We start from the raw sequence: 18,561 nt of genomic DNA, 5'->3' as shown, positions 1-18,561 counted from the left end.
TAGTCAATTAAAGCTGCATCAATCAAGTCCATCTACAGTTTTGATTATTTATATATCGTCACCTTCAAGCTCTACATAAGTTGGTTTTAATTACCTACTATTGGGCTATATTCTGTATCTTTCCTGACGTTAAGGCTTACGTACAGATCACGGACAGTTGAGTCCAACCGTATAGTTGCTTTTCTATATTTGTTTCTGGACTATTACTAAGTGGTTGAGCCGACTATTTACCTTCGGTTATAGCTATTTAGTTTCCAGTTATTGTTATTGTTTTTACTTCTATGCATACGCAACCGTTAAGTCGACTTTCTATATTTGTAGATGGCAATAATATGTTTTATGCCCAGCAGAAGAATGGCTGGTTTTTTGACCCTAAGCGTGTCCTTGAGTACTTTACCCATGAAACAGTTCCGTCTACGTTAATCAATGCTTTTTGGTATACAGGTCTCAAAGATCCTCAAGACCAGCGTGGCTTTCGTGATGCCCTCATTAGTCTTGGCTACACGGTGCGTACAAAAATCTTGAAAGAATATTATGACGATAATTCTGGGCGTTATTCCCAAAAAGCTAATCTAGATATTGAAATCGTCGTTGACATGTTCAATACAGCGGCTCAATATGATCGAGTTGTTTTGTTCAGTGGCGATGGTGATTTTGAGCGGGCGATTGAATTGCTGCGCTCTAAAAATACTCACATTACGGTAGTGTCGACTGAAGGTATGATTGCTCGAGAATTACGTAATGCAACCGATCGCTACATTGATCTAAATTCAGTCAGACGCTACATCGAGAAGGATTAGGTGCTAATTCCCTCGTCCATGGGGAGCGTTCAAGTTTTCTAAGTCTGGTCCTAGGGGGATGATGCCCCCTGGGTTTAGAGGAAATAGATTGCCGAAGTAGTCTCGTTTAATGGCGTTGATATCGCATGTGGCAGCGATGTCAGGAAGTTGGTAAATATCCCGTACATAACCGCTGAGATGTTCATACTCGGCGATACGATGGCGATTGCATTTAAATAGACAATAGTAGGCAATATCAAAGCGAATTAAGGTAGTGAACAAGCGCACGTCAGCTAGCGTTAACTGATGACCGCAGAGATAGCGCTGATGGGCTAGAGTTTGGTCAATAGTATCTAAGGTATCAAATAATTCATTGCAGGCACTTGCATAAGCGGTTTGGGTTTGCGCAAAGCCGCAACGATAAACTCCATTATTGACTGTGTTGTAAATGCGAGTATTCCATTGGTCAATGTCTGTTTTGAGCTTGTCAGGATATAAATCGAGGTCAGGCTGGGTTGACCAAGCGTTAAAAGCACTATTCAAGATTTCAATAATCTCGGCACTTTCGTTATTAACAAGGGTGCTTGTATGGCTATCCCATAGGGCTGGTACGGTAGCACGTCCCTGATAACCTGCCTTAACTTTGGCGTAAAACTGTGGCAGGGTGCGGCAGCCTAAAGAGTCTGTTTGGCTGGGCTGTTCAAATATCCAACAGCCTTCATTACCGGAGGGAGAGACCACTGTAATCGGAATAGCGGTTTCTAACCCTTTAAGGGCGCGAACAATTAGAGTTCGATGGGCCCAAGGACACCCCATACCCACAATGAGGCGATAACGTTGTGCTTCAGGTGGAAAGTGTTCAGATGGAATGCGATCGCAAAACTCACTTTTAGGTCGCTGATAGGCCCCTCCTTGATCGCTCGGGGCCATTTGGGACATCATAGTGCGCCAAAGTGTGGTCCAGATCGTTTTGGCAGTACGGATCAACAGGCTGGGGGGGAGAGCCATGGGAAGAAGAGAGTCTACAGAAGGTGAGTAGGTGCAGGTGAGCACCACCCACCCTATTTATAGCTCGGTGTTTAATCGAGTTGTTTCGACCAGGCTTGCAAAATCGGAATGCTGGCAATCTGATCCCGTTGAATTGTATCCCAATCTAGACCCTGGGGCTTAGGATAATGATTCTCGGTCGTGAAACACTGCGTAGGCGTCACAATCAAATCAAGGCTCCAATCATGGGCTTGCATCGGCAGGTCTGCGGCATTGACCAGTTGTAAATCATGGACGGTGGTGGCAATGGGGGTTTCCTCTGAAATGAGTTGGCACTGCCGCAGCATGGCTAATTCCAAATCGGCAAATCCTGCGCCTTTACCTGTACGGCCGCCGTTCATGGCTACAGCTACACAGCCTACTACCACCAAATCAATGGGCTGCATTTCGACAAAGGACACTAATTGCCCATGGGCCATGGCTCCTCCCATAGAAGCCGCTGCCTTCAGGGGAACTCCTTTTGCTGCAAGGGCAGCTGCTGTGAGTTCAACAAAACACTTTTTGCGAGATAGTCGAGGGACTGCCATATAAAGGATTTTGCCATCAGCTAATGCCCTGAGTCTGACAGCTGTATGGGGAGAGTCAGGATTGCATTTAATCACATGAGCCTGCTGCCATAGGTCCGTGTTGGCCAGATTGTCAGCGGCAATGCCAGCTCCAATAAAGTTGGGAATGTGACCTACCGGATCGCGACGAGTCGCCTTGTGAATTTTGAGTGTGGCCCAGATGTGTTGCCGCAGTGTATCTTTGCCGGTGTGGCGACCGGACCAAGTTGAGGTAGACATGGCAACGGGAGGAGAGGAGAAAGACAATAAAAGTTGACGTGCTGATACCTGATTCAACATTAAGCTTATTCAACATTAAGTCAGGCTTCAACTCTGAATGTGGCTCAGCAATGGCTGAAGTTTCTAGAACGTTGCGTTTCCTGTAGAGGGCCTGGCGTGAGCAATTCCCTGCAACCTACAACTTCAAACTCGTTCACGCCTTACTAAATGTTTTCTAAATCTTTTGGATAACTGGGATAGCTTGACTCTAATGTGGATGAATCTACTGGGGATTCCCGATGGCGAAGAAAGCAAAGAAGAAAAAGAAACAGACCGTACTCAGCCGTGGTTTTGGCAGTCAATCATTAACAACCGAATTAGCCCATGTAGAGGCTTTACTTCGTCGAGAACAGTGGCTAGAAGCTCATTCTCTTCTTATCCGTCTGAAAGCTTCCCATCCTAATAATTTGGATATATTAGCCTATTTGTTAGAGGTGCATTACGAGTTAGGGCATCTGCTACAGTACCAGGCCACCTGCGAAGACTTTTTAGCCATTAAGCCCAACGATGCACGGGTCAATTTTTTGCTGGGTTATGCTTATGTTCTCAATTACTACCCGCTATTGGGGATAAAGCAATATCGATATGCCATTGAGCGTTGGCCTGATCATTCAGGTAGCGTCGAGGGTAAAGAACATTTAGCCATGATTGAACCCAATTTATCAGAGGTTTTAGACTCTATGGGGCTAAAAAATCCCGATGACTGGGAAGTGGGTCTACTTTACGAGCAAGCTCGGGCATATACGGAAACAGGACAAGCGGCCAAAGCGATTACATCGGCAACGTCTCTGATTGAAAAACGCGCTGATTTTGTGGCTGGGTACAACATTTTGGCGTTAGCCTACCTGGCTAATGATCAGTATGAGGATGCGATCGCAACGCTACAATCTCAATTAAAACAACACCCAGACAGCATTCTTTTACGAGCTAATCTAATCAGATTTCTCTCCTTGCGGGGAAACTTTACCGAAGCTGAAACCCATAAGTCCCAACTGTTGGCTAATTCCAGCACCGATCTGGATGATCTGACCCGTAAAGCCGAGGCTTTAGCCTATCTAGATGATATGGCGGCCATCGTAGATTTATTAGCGACCGTTCCCCCAGATTTAGAAAAAGACAATCGACCCTTGGTCTCAGGTCTATTTCACCATTTGGCAGCCGTGGCGCTTGTCTGTCAAGGGGATGTCAAGGCTGCTAGAAAACAGTGGAACCTGGCACTAGAACTATATCCAGACTTAGCGGTAGCTAAGGAAAACTTGGATGACTTTGATATGACATCTACCTTTAAGGAGGGTCCCTGGCCGTTTGAACTCAACAGTTGGGTAGAGAATGGGGCCTATCAAGACCTGCGTCAGGTGGCCATTGCCATGACTCCGGAGCGTACGCCCCAACCCGCGCTAATAGCGGCCGTTGAGACGCTATTAACAGATTATCCATTTATTAGTGAGCTAGTGCCAGTCTGGCTTAAGCGAGGGAGTCCAAGGGCACGGATGTTAGCCATGATCATTGCCAAGAGTTGCCCCAATGAAGCCCATGTTGCAGCTGTTAATGAATTTGTTGCTGGCACTGACGGTAGTGAGTCCCAGAGATATCACATGGCATCCTATTTTGCACAACGGCACCAGCTGACAGTACCAAAAATCTGGCTCTATGGTGAATGGCACAGAAATCCGCTATTGGCGATCTATGAGATTGTGCCTGATCCGGTTGTTCTCCAGTCACCTGAGGCCGAGCAATTATTGCATAAGGCGTTGAAGAAGATCGCGCTGGAGTCTGCTAAGGCGGCAGAAACGGCTGAGGTGTATTTGAAACAAGCCTTAGAAATAGAGCCTAACAACCCTGTATTACTCAATAATCTGGCACTAGCCTATTCTCATCAAGAACGGTTAATCGAGTCGCGTCAGGTGACTCAGCAGATTGTTGATGAGTATCCTGAGGATATTGATAGTCGCGTTGCGATCGCACAAATCTATCTTGAAGAAACAAACTTGGATGCAGCTGAAGCGGTTTTGAATGAAGTGCTGCGATGCTCTTTTTTGACTGAAGATGCGCTAGTTAGCCTGCTACTAACTCGAAGTCGTTTGCTGATGTTGCAAGGAAAGGAAGACATGGCTCGTCTTTGGTTCCAAGAAGTGTTGCCCATGGTGAAAGAGCATCCACTGCTACGCCAGTTGGGGTTCGGCGCACACAAGTGATATGAGTAATCAGGTTTTCTCTCAAACACCTCGATCAATCTTAAAGAGATAGACACCACAATGGATATACCATTTTCAACAAATTTCTACTTGAGAGAAAAACAACTACCCGTTTGGGATAGAATAGCAACAATTTAAGAGAGCCATAGAACACAATCTAGCCTGACTCATTCAGCACTTGGTTCAAGTCCTTATATCAAAGCTATAGCAACTCTGATGGAGACCTATCTGATGTTGTACCTGGCTGCTTGTGATTATATGGGTTTGCCTTGGAACGATGTCTTCTATGGCTAGGATTGCATTTTGCCTGGGCTAGGTGGTCTTCTTACCCAAAACTTGAAATTTCAGTGTCGCAATAGCTGTAGAATTTTCATGCTGACGACTTTTAGTATGTTCTGAAACAAGTGGCAGGTTCATGAATAACTAAAAGTATATCGGCTATATCCATGGGTACAAGCCGCTCTATGGAATAGTAAAAGCCCTCTCTTTGGATGCTGCCTGAAAGATTATGGACTCATGCACCTGGCGCTGGAAGCCGCTGTCAATTCTACTCTTTGGACTATCATTTTTCGCTGCTATTACTCTGCAATTATTGACTCCGGCAATGGCGTTAGTCAGGCCTGTACCCCAAGAAATTCGTGGTGTATGGCTTACCACCAACGATACGGATGTGTTGATCGATCGCCCAAAGCTCCACAGGGCCATTGATGAACTAGCCGAGTTTAATTTCAATACTCTTTATCCCGTTGTTTGGAATGGCGGCTATACCTTCTTTGATAGTGGTACGGCTCGACGGGAAGGCATTCAGCATTTTGTGCGACGTGGCATCCAGGATTACGACATTCTGGCGGAGCTGACAACTGAGGCCCATGCTCAAGGGATGTCAGTCATCCCCTGGTTTGAATTTGGCTTTATGGCTCCAGCTACTTCCGAACTGGCTACGTTGCATAGCAGCTGGTTGACCCAAAAACAAGATGGGAGTCGAGTAGATATGAGCCGCGAGGGTGGCGATATGGTTTGGCTCAATCCATTTAGACCTGAGGTGCAGCAGTTTATTACTAACATGCTGTTGGAGCTGATCAGTCGTTACGACGTTGATGGTGTTCAGTTTGACGACCACTTTATTTTGCCGGTAAATTTTGGCTATGACAGCTATACCCGTGCTTTATATAAAGAGGAAACGGATAGAGATGTGCCTAATGATCCCCACAACCCCCATTGGGTGAAATGGCGCGCCGACAAGCTAACAGAGTTTGTCAAAACGCTGAATGCAGATCTTAAAGCTCGACGCCGCAATATTGTTTTCTCAGTTGCTCCAAATCCCTACGACTTTGCTTATAAGGGGCAGCTCCAGGATTGGCTTACCTGGGTGCGCCAGGGGGTAGTAGATGAGCTGATTGTGCAAATCTATCGCAACAACTTAGGCGTTTTTCGCCAACACCTCTATACCCCATCTATGCGTGAAGCTCAGCGCACTATTCCCACAGCGGCAGGTATTCTGACTGGACTGCGTAACTCTCCTGTCCCAATTAGCTTGATTGAGGCTAAAGCCCAGTCTGCTCGTTCTGCTGGGATGGGTATGGCTTTCTTCTTTTACGAAAGTCTTTGGGAGGATGCTCCTGAGCCGGCTGATACCCGTCAGGCTAGTTTCAGGGATTTGTTTGCCACACCCATGCAGCGGGCAGAGTATAGCGCAGAGGTGCCTGCTGGTGCTTTGAGTGAGTAAGGGTAATGGGGTTTGAGTTTTGAATAGATTCGCATTTGGTGTTAAAACTCAAACTCGCTAATTTTGCTAGCCACGTTATCCTAATAACCGATAACCCACACTATTAGTGATAACTCAATGGCAGTATCAAACCAACGTGTTGTGATTTTGGGTGGAGGGTTTGGTGGTCTCTACACCGCTTTGGCCCTGAGTAAGTTGCCATGGGACAAAGCGATCAAGCCAGAAATCACGTTAGTTGATCAGCGCGATCGCTTCTTGTTTGCTCCCTTACTGTATGAGCTGGTGACCGATGAACTCCAGACTTGGGAAATTGCGCCACCCTATGCTGAACTCTTAGCAGGAACAGGAATTAAGTTTCATCAGAGTGGTGTTTCTGGCATTGATGCTGTCGCAAATTCGGTGTGTTTGCAGGATGATGCGGTACTGCCTTACGACTATCTAGTCTTGGCTCTGGGGGGTGAAACTCCCATGGACATGGCTCCAGGGGTAAAAGAATATGCGATCGCATTTCGCACCCTCAGCGATGCCTATGCCCTCAAAGAACGGTTACGTGAACTAGAAGCCTCTGACGCCGATCAGATTCGTGTGGCGGTTGTAGGCGGTGGTTACAGTGGTGTCGAGCTCGTCTGCAAATTGGCGGAACGCCTTGGTGAGAGAGGTCGACTGCGCATTGTCGAACGGGGTACCGCTATTCTGCAAAATTCTCCAGAGTTCAATCAGAAAGCGGCTCAAGATGCTCTGACCGATAAGGGTATCTGGATCGATTATGAAACGACGGTAACTGAAATTGATGTAGATACTATTTCTTTAAAGTATAAAGATCAGGTGGATGTTCTGCCGGTAGACTTGGTGCTTTGGACCGTGGGCAATCAGGTCAATCCTTTAATAGCCAGCTTGCCTTTTGATAAAAATGAACACCAGCAGCTCAAAATTCAGCCTACGTTACAGTTGCTTAACCAGGGACATATTTTTGCCTTGGGTGATTTAGCAGACGGCCAAGATGCTGATGGTAATAAGGTGCCGACAACGGCCCAGGCCGCCTTGCAACAGGCTGATTACACCGCATGGAATATCTGGGCAACCTTAACTGGGCGACCCCCTCTCCCGTTTCGATACCAGCATCTTGGCGAAATGATGACCCTCGGTAGCGATACTGCAACACTGACCGGGCTAGGGCTAACACTCGATGGTACAGCTGCTCACATTGTTCGTCGTTTAACCTATTTGTATCGCATGCCCACGTTTGAGCATCAGCTCCGAGTAGGGTTGAATTGGATTAGTCAACCTTTACGAGAATTGTTGTCAGCGTCATAAGGTTTGTCTTAGTTTTGGGTGTTGATTGTTGAATTTTTAGGGGTGAGTTTTCTACCAACGACGGTGTTGGATTCTTGGCAAAGCGTGTCTCCCAAATCATTCAAAACTCAAAATTCCTTGAAAGTTTTTCTGTAGTGCCCCGTCTTACCCCATGACCATACCTAAAGTCATTTTTCTTGATGCCGTCGGCACCCTCTTTGGAGTCAAAGGTAGTGTGGGGGAGGTATATCAGGCCCTGGCTCAGCAAGCGGGAGTGCAAGCTTCAGCCCATGAACTGGACAAAGCATTTTATCGAAGCTTTGCTGTTGCCAATGCCATGGCATTTCCTGGTGTCCCTGACGTTGAGATTCCCCATCAGGAGTATTTGTGGTGGTTAGCGATCGCAAAAGATACATTCCAACGAGCAGGCGTTTTCCAGGAATTTTCTGATTTTGAAGTTTTCTTTGAAGGTCTGTATCAACATTTTGCTACGGCTGCACCCTGGATGGTGTATCAAGACACGGTGAATTCTTTAAAGCGTTGGCAACGTAAGGGGATATCCTTAGGTATTATTTCTAACTTTGATTCCCGTATTTATGCGGTGCTCGATGCACTAAATCTGAAGCAATATTTTCAGACGATTACTATCTCCACTGAAGCAGGGGCTGCTAAGCCTGACGCTTTGATTTTTAAGACGGCATTGCAAAAGCATGACTGTAACCCTCAGGACGCATGGCACGTTGGTGACAGTCGAAAAGATGACATTAAGGGGGCTCAATCCGCAGGATTACGTGGGATCTGGTTAAAAAGACCTAGTCAGAACCAAATACAGTCCCCCATTGTGGCCTAGAAGCCGTCCCACTGGCATTAACGTCCTAAGTTTACTATGATCCAGCAGGTTAGTGTGCCAAAGGGGTAGCTTGCTAAAAATAGATGGCTCAACGTCATCGTTAATTTAAACTAGGAGCGAATGCGTTTTGAGTGTGGAACTTTAAATTGAGGGCATTTTTACCTTCATTAGCGGATAAATGATTCACCCTAAGGCTTAAGGACTTATACGTTCTACCCCTGATCTCACGCTACGCTTGTGTCAGCATCATTACACTGTTTCTAGTCGTCAACTGTGTCTCAAAAACAACAAAATCCCTGGATCGAAGGTTTTCAAACTATTGGACTTAGTATTGCTCTCGCTCTAGGTATTCGGCAATTTGTAGCAGAAGCCCGCTATATCCCGTCTGAGTCAATGAAGCCCACTTTGCTGGTCAATGACCGTCTAGTGATTGAAAAGATTAGCTATCGGTTTCAAGAACCTCAGCGAGGCGATATTGTCGTTTTTTGGCCACCCTTAGAAATTGTGCCAGATGAGCAAAAACGGGATGCGTTTATTAAACGGATTGTTGGGTTGCCAGGAGATACGGTGGAGGTGGCCGATGGCACTGTTCTAGTCAATGGTGATGCATTAGATGAAAGCTACATTCAATCGCCACCTACCTATGAACAAGCACCACTGACCATTCCGGACGGAAGTTACTTTGTGCTTGGCGATAATCGTAATGCTAGCTATGACAGCCATGCATGGGATATTTCTGAACCATTTGTGCCTGAGGATCAGATTATTGGTAAGGCCGTTGTCCGATTTTGGCCCCTCACCCGTCTTGGTGGTTTAAATTAAATTGATTATGATTTCCTCAGATGTGCTAGGGTGCCCCTACTTCGCTGGGGCCAGTTGTTGTGGTTGATCAAAATACTAATAATATTTGGGTTGAAAGTTTGCAAACGATTGGGCTTAGCGTAGTGCTGGCCCTAGGAATTCGTCAGTTTGTCGCAGAAGCTCGCTATATTCCTACTGGCTCCATGGAGCCTACCTTGCAGGTGAACGATCGCTTAGTGGTTGAAAAGCTTAGCTATCACCTAAGTTCACCGGAGCGGGGCGATATTATTGTGTTTTGGCCCCCAGCAGAACTAACCCCTGAGGGCCAACCTCGCAATGCGTTTATCAAACGGGTGGTTGGGCTGCCAGGGGATATCGTAGAAGTCACTGATGGCAAGGTATTGATCAACGACGAGCCCATTGATGAGCGTTATATTAAAGCTCCACCCACATATCAGTGGGGGCCTGAAACTGTACCTACAGAAAGCTACATTGTCTTTGGTGATAATCGTAACAACAGTGTCGATAGTCACGCTTGGAGTCGTCCATTTTTGCCAGAAGATCAGATCATTGGCAAAGCTGTAGTGCGGTTTTGGCCGCCTGGTCGAGTGGGATTACTCAAACGAAATTAAGGTAGAGTTTTAAGTTTTTAATGGTGAGTTCAAGACCATAGGGGTTTACTCCAGTAAACCCCTATGGTCCCACGGTGGGTAGCCAGATATGCTTTGCTTTACCTTGAATAGTTTGATGACCATAGGGGGAATTGATAACGTCACACCCTAAGTTCTTTGTACTAACGGTCCAGCTGTGGCTAGGGTCGAAGAGTACAAGGTTGGCTGGACTATTGATTTGTATTTGGGCGGGCTCAATATTTAAGCATTGGGCTGGCTGCAGGCTGAGATAGTTCCAGAGCTGTAGGGCACTCCATCGATTGGTGGCGACAAATGTTTGCCAAAGAATGGGCAGGGCCAACTGTAGACCAACGGCTCCTGGAGGGGCGACGCCAAAGGGAACCGCTTTTTCTTCGTAGGTGTGGACACAGTGATCAACTGCGATCGCATCCAGAGTGCCATCCTCCAATCCCCTAATTAACTCCGTTTGGTCTGTAGGATTACCTAGGGGTGGTTCAAGGCGCAAACTAGGTGCATAGCTGTCTAGGTCGGCGGTGCTAAACAGTAAATGGAGCCAGGTTACACTAGCCGTAATAGGCAATCCACGGGCTTTACTTGCACGAATGAGTTCAACGCTGCGAGCAGTGGAAATGCGCATAAAATGTACTGGGCGTTGGGTCGTAACCACCTCCTCTAACAGGGCTGATAGCGGGATAGTTTCGGCAGTCGCTGGCAAGGGAGATAGCCCCAGACGGATCGCGTCGGCCCCATCACGACAGATACCGGTTTGTTTGCGATCGCAAGGCCACAGGGCTATAGGTAATGGCAGCGACTGGGTATAGTCCAACAAGCGCTGCATCATCAGTCCGTTGGTGATAGGCTGACCGTCACAAAAACCAACTACTCCGACCTCACCTAGCTCCATTAGGTCAGTTAACTGTCCACCTTGAGTCCCCTGAGTAATGGCTGCCCAAGGCAAAATTTGTGGTTGGTGGTTGTATTGGTTAGCTAACCGCTGTTGTACTTGAGCCAGGTTGTCCACAGCTGGTGTGGTGTTGGGTAAGAGCCCAATGCGTGTAAATCCTCCCTGGGCTGCTGCCGCCAAAAGCTGCCCTAGGGTTTCCCTAGACTCATGGCCCGGTTCCCCAGTCTGGCTATACAGATCCACCAGCCCTGGGCCCAAAATACAGCCCTGGCCATTTATTTCCGTCACATCATCACCAGATACATCAAGGGAGTCACCCATTGCCTGGATGACACCCTCCCGTATCAACACGTCACTGATCTGGTCCCGCTGAGTTAGCGGATCCAGTATGCGTACCTGTCGTATCCAGCTATTCATGTTTCCTCAGGTCTGATAAACCTTTGCGTTACAGCGCTCCCGCTGCTGTTGTATCAAATATGCTCCCTGAAAGGTGGACTGTGATATTAGCAGCACTGAGCATTGGCTTACTACCCACACCATCCGGATAATCAATGACGCTAACGGCCCCATTGCCCTGCTTAAACTGCCAGAATGTCTCGGGCCCGAGGCCAGTGACATAGCAGAGAATAGCCTTATTGATGGCATCGTGAGCGACGACTAATACAGTTTGAGGAGCTTCCTGTTGACTATACTGGGCAACAATTTCATTCCAGGCTTTAACTGCTCGATCCCACACATCTTGCAAGTTTTCACCACCAGGCATTTGAACTGTTTCAGGTTTAGTCTGCCATGCTTCTAACATGCCTGGAAATCCTGCTTCAATCTCATGTTCAAATTTTCCTTCCCACTGACCATGGCTGATTTCCCATAGCCCCTCAGTGACCGCCAAGGAAACATCAGGATGTTTTTGTAAAATAATTTTAGCGGTTTCCTTTGGGCGCATCATGGAGCTAGAAATAGCCCCATCAATGGGAACATCTGCTAGAAACTCCCTGGCTTGATCGGCCTGGGCACGACCGTTGTCGTTCAGTGGAATATCAATCTGCCCCTGGAAGCGTGATTCTCGGTTCCATTCAGTTTCACCATGGCGAACTAGCAGTAGTCGCGGTCCCTTAAATCCTCGACGTAATGTCGGTATGGGGGCTCCTGTATGGCTCGTAGAGTTCATGGATTCTAGCTGAGCACGCTCTCCCCAAACGCCTGGAAAATTAAGAACGCTAATGCCACAGTTGGCCTGATACATACGGTTCAGCGCTTCAGGGCCAAGACCAATAGCTGTGCCAACTAAAGCACGATTGATAGCACTGTGGGCCACGACTAAAACAGTTTGCCCCCGGTGATTATCCAATAATCCTTGCCAAAATTCTGCTGCCTGCTGCCATATCGCCCGAACGGGATAAAAATCTTTGACAGTGCCATTTGCTTGAGGTACGGCCATCTTGAAGTCATTCGGCTGATGTCGCCACGCCTGATATTCTTCGGGATACTTGGCTTCAATATCTGCAAAAGATATTGCTTCCCATAGGGGGAGGCTTATTTCTTTAAGTAGATCCGTTACTTGCGGTGTATGACCTTGATTTAGTGTGTCTGTGATTAATGCAGCTGTGCGAGCTGCCCGCTTCAAGGGACTACAGTAGACAGTATCGATGGCAATACCCTTTAGAAATATGCCTACTTCTCGTGCTTGAGCCTCGCCTGTTTCTGTGAGGAGCGACTCATCATGGTGCCCTTGAACAATACGCTTTACGTTAAATGTACTTTCACCGTGCCGAACCACAATCACTCGCGTTTTCAAGGTTCTGTCCTCTCTCGATTTACTGCGCTAGATCAAACAGTGTGATTGTACGTGATATCCACTGACCCATGGGAGATTTCTCAAACTGGATAGCAAGTGAGTGCTATGCCAAGTTGCGTAAACCAACCAGATCTCTGGCTGATGCTTGTCATGTTTTTTGAAGCTGTTATAAGTTCAAGACAACAAAACTTTTATCAAGCTTAAAAAACTTGTCTTTCTGAGCTTTATCTTTAGCCGTTACGATGACAGTAAGTGCTATGGGTGCTTGCTTAAAACTTGCTATTAAAGGGATTCAGAGTCTTTATAGTATTTTCCAAATTCAGGCATTCAAAATCCATAGTTTCACCCTGATGATACCTGTTCACTCTGATAAACAATTAACTATATACGTCCCTGAGATAAGCAGTATGGATTCTAAAAAGAACCTTTTAGGATTGGCAAATAACGATCAAAATCACGGCCAGAGCCAGTCTTCTTCTGAGCCCCATCAAGATAATACGATGTCTTTGGTTTATCCCGATGGTCGAGTGAAGAACGTCAAGGTACGTCAGAAGTGATAAATCATTTCAGCGTTGCTGACTTTCGGGAGGATTTAATCTGAATAATGCTGATATAGGTAAGGCAATCCTAACTAGGTCAATCCCTTCTCCTATTCAGCAGTAGCTAATTTCTTTTGATATAGAAATATGTAGAGCACCTGAACTATAGGGCACCTTCATGTAGAGGCCTTTACTCGCATCCCTTTTTGCCATGGCATTGCCTAGACTTTTAAGCCAACTCACCCAGGTTTTTCTAGCGGTGCCATGCCCACTTTGTCAGCGGCCTGCTTCATCGCTTCTGTGTGCCGATTGTTATGGGCAGATGTGTGCGTGCCAATGGTCTTCTGGCCAGGCTCATGCCATGCATCAGATGCCTGCTACATCAAAACAGCCAGCACTATTAGTCTTTTCCTGGGGAAAATATCAGGGTGTTCTCAAGCAGCTATTGGCTTTGCTCAAGTATGGCAACCAGGCTGAGCTTGGGCTTTGGTTGGGTTATCAATTAGGGCAGCAATGGAAAAAAAGTGGTCTTCAAGGGACACATCGGCCCGTTGTTGTCCCAATCCCGTTGCATCGTCAGCGCCTCAATCAACGAGGGTATAACCAAGCTGCTCTGATTGCTCAGGGATTTTGTCGTGTTACAGGTCTGCCGTTAGCAGAAAATGGTCTGAGGCGGATTAAAGCCACTGAGGCAATGTATCATTTGAAAGCTCACGAAAGGCACAAAAATCTGATAGATGCATTCCAATTGGGTAAGAAGTTGCCATCCCAGCAACAGCCCATCTTACTCATGGACGATATTTATACTACAGGTACCACTGCTAAAACAGCAGCTATTCCCTTGATGCGGGCTGGTTATTGCATTGTCGGCATTGCTACCGTTGCTCAAGCGATTTTATCGTCCCCATTGGCGGGGTCAGGAAGATCTGATCTTCCTCATTAAATACCAGGCTCGCGTCTAATCCTGTAATTTGCTCAAATTGGCTAGGTGTCAGCTTTACATCTATGGATGCAGGATCGATTGAACTGGGTTGCACCGTTTTCACATCCAGAGAAGTTACCCCCAACGACTTAGCGTGAGGGGGCTTAAATGCGCTGGGTAATTGGGGCGATGATTCTGGATCAGGCTGCCAAGTTCGAAGACGTTCATGAACATCGTAAATAAATGACATACCTTTTTGCATGGGCACCTTAGACCAACCTTTGACAAGAGCTTCTGTTAGAGCAAGTTCGATTAAAGATTGGGGATAAGTCTCTACTAGCTTGGCCAAATAGTCTGCAAATGTATCACCATCATTGCCATCTAATTGATAGATATCAACAATGTGATTCACGCGCTGGCGGGTGATACGTTTTTGGATGTCCATTATTATGCTTAGAACCTGAAAATTAGCAGTTCGTTTAGCCTGTTATGGCAGATAAATCAGAGCGTGAAATGCAGAATTATTGATTTCCCTAAATACTGATTTAGGTATTTACACCTGAGAACGAGTAATGCGGGAATAATGACTGGCAAAAACGATGATTAGGTTTTCTATTAGACAATAGAAAAATAGCCTAATTAAACCTAATTAGCATAACTCTAATATTTAATTTTCATAATAGATGAAGAAGACCTTACTCTGTCAATACGAGAAAACGTAGTGATGACTATTTTTTATTCATCATACTTTCTTATATTATCTGTGGCGAGGATATGATCCTAATGGTGAGTAGCTCTGCTGGCTTAATACTGTTCAGTCCCATGGCTGAGCTTTACTTTTCTGAAAGTTTTGCAGCTTTGACAGAAAATTTCTGGTTTCATTGGCAGAGGTTTGCTTTTAATGCTTACTTTCATTTTCTATTTATCAATACTAATTCTGGGTGAAAGTGAGGATAGATCATCATCTATCCTCACTCTTTAGTACAGACACAGATGGCTTTTGTAGAAAGATCGTTATCGTTTCTGGGGGTTCGGGAAACTTAAGAGAGCATCCAGAGACACTTGCTCAATGCTGCCTTGTTGGGATTAGACTGTATTGTCTAGCCCAGCAATTGGAAGCTGCATAAGATGTTCCATTGCAAAAAGTATCTCTAAATATTTTTTGAGAACGGCACTGGAACGTACCAATGTCCTCCTTTACGAGAGCGTTAAAATCATCGCTGGGCAATCAAAAAGATGACTGAGTCTGTACTGAATATACTGCCGCTAGAAAATGGTTTTTCAGTGGCTTCGCTGATTAAAACAATGAAGGCAATTATTCAGGCTCAGACAAATGGCTATATTCACGTAAAAGCGATTTCTGGGGAGCAATGGTGGCTTGATTTTCGGGTAGGACGGCTATTGTGGGCCGGTGGTGGCCAACATCGGTTTCGGCGATGGCAGCGTTTGCTTCAGACCTATTGTCCAGATTTGCAGCCAACTGAGTTGCGGTTGCGAGAAGCGGAGATATTTGATCACTGGGAGTATGTGGCACTTTTAGTGCTATTACGGCGGCAGCAGATTACACGGGAGATTGCGATCTCAATTATCCAAGCTACTCTGACAGAAGTGCTGTTTGACATTTGTCAGGTGGTGGGTAGCATTACCCACGTCGCGCATTCTACGGATCATCAATCGCGGTTAAGTGAACCGATGGCGATTTTGAGTAGTACAGCGTTGTTTTATCGGGTAAGGACGGACTTGCAATCTTGGCAAAATGCTGAGCTAGGTAAAGCATCCCCTAATTTGGCTCCGATCATTGTGGACACGGAGCGGCTGAAGCAGTGTACTCAACCGCGCACTTACCAGATTTTGAAGCGGTTGTTGCAGGGGACGCGCTCATTACGGGAGCTGAGCCAGATTACAGGTCATGAGGTGTCCTCCCTCGGCTGTATGATATCTGCCTATGTGGAGCGAGGGATGGTAGTGCTGAATCGGATTGAGGATTTGCCGAATCCTTATGCGGCAGCAGCGCAGAAGGTGCCGCATAAGGTGGTGAATAAACTGCCGTTGATTGTTTGTGTGGATGATAGCCCTCAGGTGGGATATCTGATGGAGGAGGTGTTACGTCCAGCTGGGTATAGATGTATTAATATTCAGGATTCTGTTCAGGCCTTAGGGCAAATTATTCGCCATAAGCCAAGTTTAATTTTCTTGGATTTGGTGATGCCTGTGGCGAATGGTTATGAGATTTGTAAACAGATTCGTCGGGTGAAGGCTTTCAGGAAGACGCCGATTATTATTTTGACTGGGAATGACGGCATTGTAGATCGGATGCGGGCTAAGGCGATAGGAGCCACAGACTTTATGGCAAAGCCTATTGATCCAATTAAGGTGATTGAAGTGGTGAGAGCTCAGTTATCGAATATGGAAACTGAGGGTGAAGAGAATTAGGTATACCTGACTCTGTTTAATGATTCACTGGAGCTTGTGTCATGCTTAGATTATCCTTATTAAAAACAAGGTAGAACACACGTATTAATTTGCGGCGACTCAGACAAATTGCATGTTCATCAATGGGGGACCTAAGATGATACAGAGTCGACTTACTGAGGTAGGTAGTGATCAAAAAGCTAGGGCTACGACTGCTCATTCTGTTGGGGCTATTGTGCCCATTCCTTTTACGAGAGGCCAGCAATAGCCTTGAACCTTATCCGGCTGTTCTGCAGCCATCAGGCGCTACAAAAATATCTGCATCCGACGGGATACTAAGGTTTTCTAGAACTGAGCTCATTGCTATTAGTCATGCTGGCACTGAACAGCCGCTAGATCCAAGGGAGTTTTTTGATGTAATTCCTAATCAATATTGGTCCCATATTGCCCGTAATGGTTTTGGATTAGGAGAAGCAAAAACTAGAAGTGTTTCCCTCGGGATTTGGACATTGAGTGCTACCACAATATTAGAAGCGTCTCCTACGGAGCGAAAGGCAGCTTTGGACTGGATGACTACCCGTTTGCAGATGCTAGGTATGTCTGATGTAGAAAAGCTGCAAGTGCGACAAGTCAAAACCTGGTTCGATATTGACAAAGGAGTAGCCGTAAAAAGTGAGATTACTGAACAAACAAATGTTGAACTTCGTTAGTAACTCACTGGACTCTCTGGAAGCACAGATCAAACAGTCAACCCGTATCGACGCTACATCACTATGCTTGTTTCGAGTTGTCTTTGGGCTATTTACCCTCTTTTTAAGATGGCCGAGTTTTCGTTGGCTCAGTACTGTTCCTGACGCATTTTATAATCCACCTATTTTCAGCCTATCGTCCTTTTTGGCAGGCTTTCCCCATGCGTTTGTGTTCTATGGTATCGATTTCTGTCTATCTGTTTTCATTGTCGCTCTTCTAATTGGTCTGTTCACAAGATTCGCAACCGTTGCTCTTCTGACTACCTTGATTGTTGCCAATAGCTTTCAGTACTCTTTGGGGAAAATCGACCATGGTGGGGTGCTTTATCTTTGTGTGCTTCTAGTCATGTCTTTTCAGGATTGGGGACGATACTTCTCAGTTGATTCATTGTTGTTTTATGGACGACAAGTTCATCAAGAATCTTCTAACCCACATAAGAATCTTTATTTTTTGGCTCTCTTAATTGCTTTTAGCTTTTTTACAGCTGGCTTTGGTAAAGCCCTTGCATGGGTCGATTTTGACTTGTCTACCAGTGGCTTTCTCAGCTGGCTGTATTCCGGTTATTTTAGCTATGGGCGTACGCATTTACTAGCTCCGTTTATTGTCGGTCTGGATCTGCCACTGCTATGGGAACTCATTGATTACTCGGCAGTCCTCTTTGAGCTGGGCTTTTTATTGGCTATGTTTTGGCGTAGGGCTTGGTATGTATGGCTTGCTTTGGGGTGCTTCTTTCATTTATCGAACAGTCTGCTACTCAATATTCCTTTCAATACGAATGCGATCGCATATTTAGCATTTATCCCTTGGTCACAACTAGGTCTGTTTGATCGTTTCTCGTTCCATACGTTTCGTCGATGGATATGGCTACTACTAGCTCTGTGGGCTACTGCTCTTGCGCTGAGTTTCTCCCTAGGTAGTTCGTTTTCTGGTTTAGCTTACTCTCTTGGAGACCTACTCAATATTCCTATTCCTGGACTAGTGATAAGTTGTGTCCTGTGGATTATCTGCCTTTCTCTTTTCATTTGGGTTATAGCAACTGGCAAACTTAATTATGCACTCAAGTCTTTCGATCCCAACCTGAATAATTGACTC

17 protein-coding genes are annotated in these 18,561 nt (G+C 46.0%); 12 read left to right on the top strand and 5 right to left on the bottom strand.

What is annotated here, in order from left to right; translation table 11 throughout:
* The first annotated feature begins 281 nt into the window (after positions 1-281).
* Positions 282-800 carry a LabA-like NYN domain-containing protein gene (locus SPB21_RS20790; protein WP_006516329.1) on the top strand — a complete coding sequence of 173 codons (519 nt, stop codon included), beginning with the start codon at positions 282-284 and terminating at the stop codon, positions 798-800.
* 3 nt (positions 801-803) lie between these two features.
* On the opposite strand, the gene SPB21_RS20785 is transcribed toward SPB21_RS20790, so the two are convergent.
* Together SPB21_RS20785 and SPB21_RS20780 are read right to left on the bottom strand one after the other, a co-directional pair.
* Entirely contained in the window at positions 804-1,787 is a 984-nt protein-coding gene (locus tag SPB21_RS20785) for a glutathione S-transferase family protein (protein ID WP_163697578.1), read from the bottom strand.
* 71 nt (positions 1,788-1,858) lie between these two features.
* Complete coding sequence (locus tag SPB21_RS20780) at positions 1,859-2,611, bottom strand: 5-formyltetrahydrofolate cyclo-ligase (protein WP_163662618.1); 753 nt, start codon at positions 2,609-2,611, stop codon at positions 1,859-1,861.
* Positions 2,612-2,889: 278 nt separating this feature from the next.
* On the opposite strand from SPB21_RS20780, the gene SPB21_RS20775 reads away from it, so the two are divergent.
* From SPB21_RS20775 to lepB (SPB21_RS20750), 6 genes are all read left to right on the top strand, one after another.
* Positions 2,890-4,845: a tetratricopeptide repeat protein gene (locus SPB21_RS20775; protein ID WP_499867623.1), complete on the top strand. Its 1,956-nt coding sequence runs from the start codon at positions 2,890-2,892 to the stop codon at positions 4,843-4,845.
* A gap of 508 nt (positions 4,846-5,353) precedes the next feature.
* Positions 5,354-6,571: a glycoside hydrolase family 10-like protein gene (locus tag SPB21_RS20770; protein WP_163662613.1), complete on the top strand. Its 1,218-nt coding sequence runs from the start codon at positions 5,354-5,356 to the stop codon at positions 6,569-6,571.
* A gap of 117 nt (positions 6,572-6,688) precedes the next feature.
* Positions 6,689-7,885: an NAD(P)/FAD-dependent oxidoreductase gene (locus SPB21_RS20765; RefSeq protein ID WP_499867622.1), complete on the top strand. Its 1,197-nt coding sequence runs from the start codon at positions 6,689-6,691 to the stop codon at positions 7,883-7,885.
* A 151-nt stretch (positions 7,886-8,036) separates the two neighbouring features.
* The gene (locus tag SPB21_RS20760; protein WP_499867621.1) at positions 8,037-8,714 is read left to right on the top strand and encodes an HAD-IA family hydrolase; all 678 of its coding nucleotides are present in this window, start codon (positions 8,037-8,039) and stop codon (positions 8,712-8,714) included.
* Positions 8,715-8,987: 273 nt separating this feature from the next.
* Positions 8,988-9,536, top strand: a complete 549-nt coding sequence (gene lepB, locus SPB21_RS20755; protein WP_006516322.1) for a signal peptidase I — start codon at positions 8,988-8,990, stop codon at positions 9,534-9,536.
* Positions 9,537-9,595: 59 nt separating this feature from the next.
* Complete coding sequence (lepB, locus tag SPB21_RS20750; RefSeq protein WP_163662601.1) at positions 9,596-10,147, top strand: signal peptidase I; 552 nt, start codon at positions 9,596-9,598, stop codon at positions 10,145-10,147.
* A 61-nt stretch (positions 10,148-10,208) separates the two neighbouring features.
* Here lepB (SPB21_RS20750) and SPB21_RS20745 read toward each other — a convergent pair whose 3' ends face one another.
* Together SPB21_RS20745 and SPB21_RS20740 are read right to left on the bottom strand one after the other, a co-directional pair.
* Complete coding sequence (locus SPB21_RS20745; RefSeq protein WP_499867620.1) at positions 10,209-11,468, bottom strand: dihydroorotase; 1,260 nt, start codon at positions 11,466-11,468, stop codon at positions 10,209-10,211.
* 28 nt (positions 11,469-11,496) lie between these two features.
* Positions 11,497-12,846, bottom strand: coding sequence for a histidine phosphatase family protein (locus SPB21_RS20740; RefSeq protein ID WP_163662597.1), 1,350 nt, complete (start codon positions 12,844-12,846; stop codon positions 11,497-11,499).
* 407 nt (positions 12,847-13,253) lie between these two features.
* Here SPB21_RS20740 and SPB21_RS20735 point away from each other — a divergent pair, with 407 nt between their 5' ends.
* Entirely contained in the window at positions 13,254-13,403 is a 150-nt protein-coding gene (locus SPB21_RS20735; RefSeq protein WP_163662595.1) for a hypothetical protein, read from the top strand.
* A 193-nt stretch (positions 13,404-13,596) separates the two neighbouring features.
* Complete coding sequence (locus SPB21_RS20730) at positions 13,597-14,328, top strand: ComF family protein (protein WP_163697588.1); 732 nt, start codon at positions 13,597-13,599, stop codon at positions 14,326-14,328.
* On the opposite strand, the gene SPB21_RS20725 is transcribed toward SPB21_RS20730, so the two are convergent.
* Positions 14,261-14,752 carry a hypothetical protein gene (locus tag SPB21_RS20725; RefSeq protein WP_163662591.1) on the bottom strand — a complete coding sequence of 164 codons (492 nt, stop codon included), beginning with the start codon at positions 14,750-14,752 and terminating at the stop codon, positions 14,261-14,263. The genes SPB21_RS20730 and SPB21_RS20725 overlap by 68 nt on opposite strands.
* 791 nt (positions 14,753-15,543) lie before the next feature.
* On the opposite strand from SPB21_RS20725, the gene SPB21_RS20720 reads away from it, so the two are divergent.
* From SPB21_RS20720 to SPB21_RS20710, 3 genes are all read left to right on the top strand, one after another.
* Positions 15,544-16,740, top strand: coding sequence for a response regulator (locus tag SPB21_RS20720; protein WP_163662589.1), 1,197 nt, complete (start codon positions 15,544-15,546; stop codon positions 16,738-16,740).
* 167 nt (positions 16,741-16,907) lie between these two features.
* On the top strand, positions 16,908-17,429 hold the full coding sequence (locus tag SPB21_RS20715) for a hypothetical protein (RefSeq protein WP_499060496.1): 522 nt from the start codon (positions 16,908-16,910) through the stop codon (positions 17,427-17,429).
* A complete protein-coding gene (locus tag SPB21_RS20710; RefSeq protein ID WP_499867619.1) occupies positions 17,413-18,558 on the top strand; it encodes an HTTM domain-containing protein in 1,146 nt (381 codons plus the stop codon). Before SPB21_RS20715 ends, SPB21_RS20710 begins: the two co-directional genes overlap by 17 nt.
* Positions 18,559-18,561: the final 3 nt, after the last annotated feature.

It is taken from the genome of Leptothoe sp. ISB3NOV94-8A (genome assembly GCF_043421595.1).
GTDB lineage: Bacteria > Cyanobacteriota > Cyanobacteriia > Phormidesmidales > Phormidesmidaceae > Leptothoe > Leptothoe turfae.
The sequence above is the reverse complement of the archived record's forward strand: the minus strand, read 5'-3'. Positions and strand labels throughout refer to the sequence as shown.

Excerpts from the sequence above, each read along its gene's own strand:
- SPB21_RS20790 (WP_006516329.1), top strand. The coding sequence starts at position 282 with ATGCATACGCAACCGTTAAGTCGACTTTCTATATTTGTAGATGGCAAT.
- SPB21_RS20785 (WP_163697578.1), bottom strand. The coding sequence starts at position 1,787 with ATGGCTCTCCCCCCCAGCCTGTTGATCCGTACTGCCAAAACGATCTGG.
- SPB21_RS20780 (WP_163662618.1), bottom strand. The coding sequence starts at position 2,611 with ATGTCTACCTCAACTTGGTCCGGTCGCCACACCGGCAAAGATACACTG.
- SPB21_RS20775 (WP_499867623.1), top strand. The coding sequence starts at position 2,890 with ATGGCGAAGAAAGCAAAGAAGAAAAAGAAACAGACCGTACTCAGCCGT.
- SPB21_RS20770 (WP_163662613.1), top strand. The coding sequence starts at position 5,354 with ATGGACTCATGCACCTGGCGCTGGAAGCCGCTGTCAATTCTACTCTTT.
- SPB21_RS20765 (WP_499867622.1), top strand. The coding sequence starts at position 6,689 with ATGGCAGTATCAAACCAACGTGTTGTGATTTTGGGTGGAGGGTTTGGT.
- SPB21_RS20760 (WP_499867621.1), top strand. The coding sequence starts at position 8,037 with ATGACCATACCTAAAGTCATTTTTCTTGATGCCGTCGGCACCCTCTTT.
- SPB21_RS20745 (WP_499867620.1), bottom strand. The coding sequence starts at position 11,468 with ATGAATAGCTGGATACGACAGGTACGCATACTGGATCCGCTAACTCAG.
- SPB21_RS20735 (WP_163662595.1), top strand. The coding sequence starts at position 13,254 with ATGGATTCTAAAAAGAACCTTTTAGGATTGGCAAATAACGATCAAAAT.
- SPB21_RS20730 (WP_163697588.1), top strand. The coding sequence starts at position 13,597 with ATGGCATTGCCTAGACTTTTAAGCCAACTCACCCAGGTTTTTCTAGCG.
- SPB21_RS20725 (WP_163662591.1), bottom strand. The coding sequence starts at position 14,752 with ATGGACATCCAAAAACGTATCACCCGCCAGCGCGTGAATCACATTGTT.
- SPB21_RS20720 (WP_163662589.1), top strand. The coding sequence starts at position 15,544 with ATGACTGAGTCTGTACTGAATATACTGCCGCTAGAAAATGGTTTTTCA.
- SPB21_RS20710 (WP_499867619.1), top strand. The coding sequence starts at position 17,413 with ATGTTGAACTTCGTTAGTAACTCACTGGACTCTCTGGAAGCACAGATC.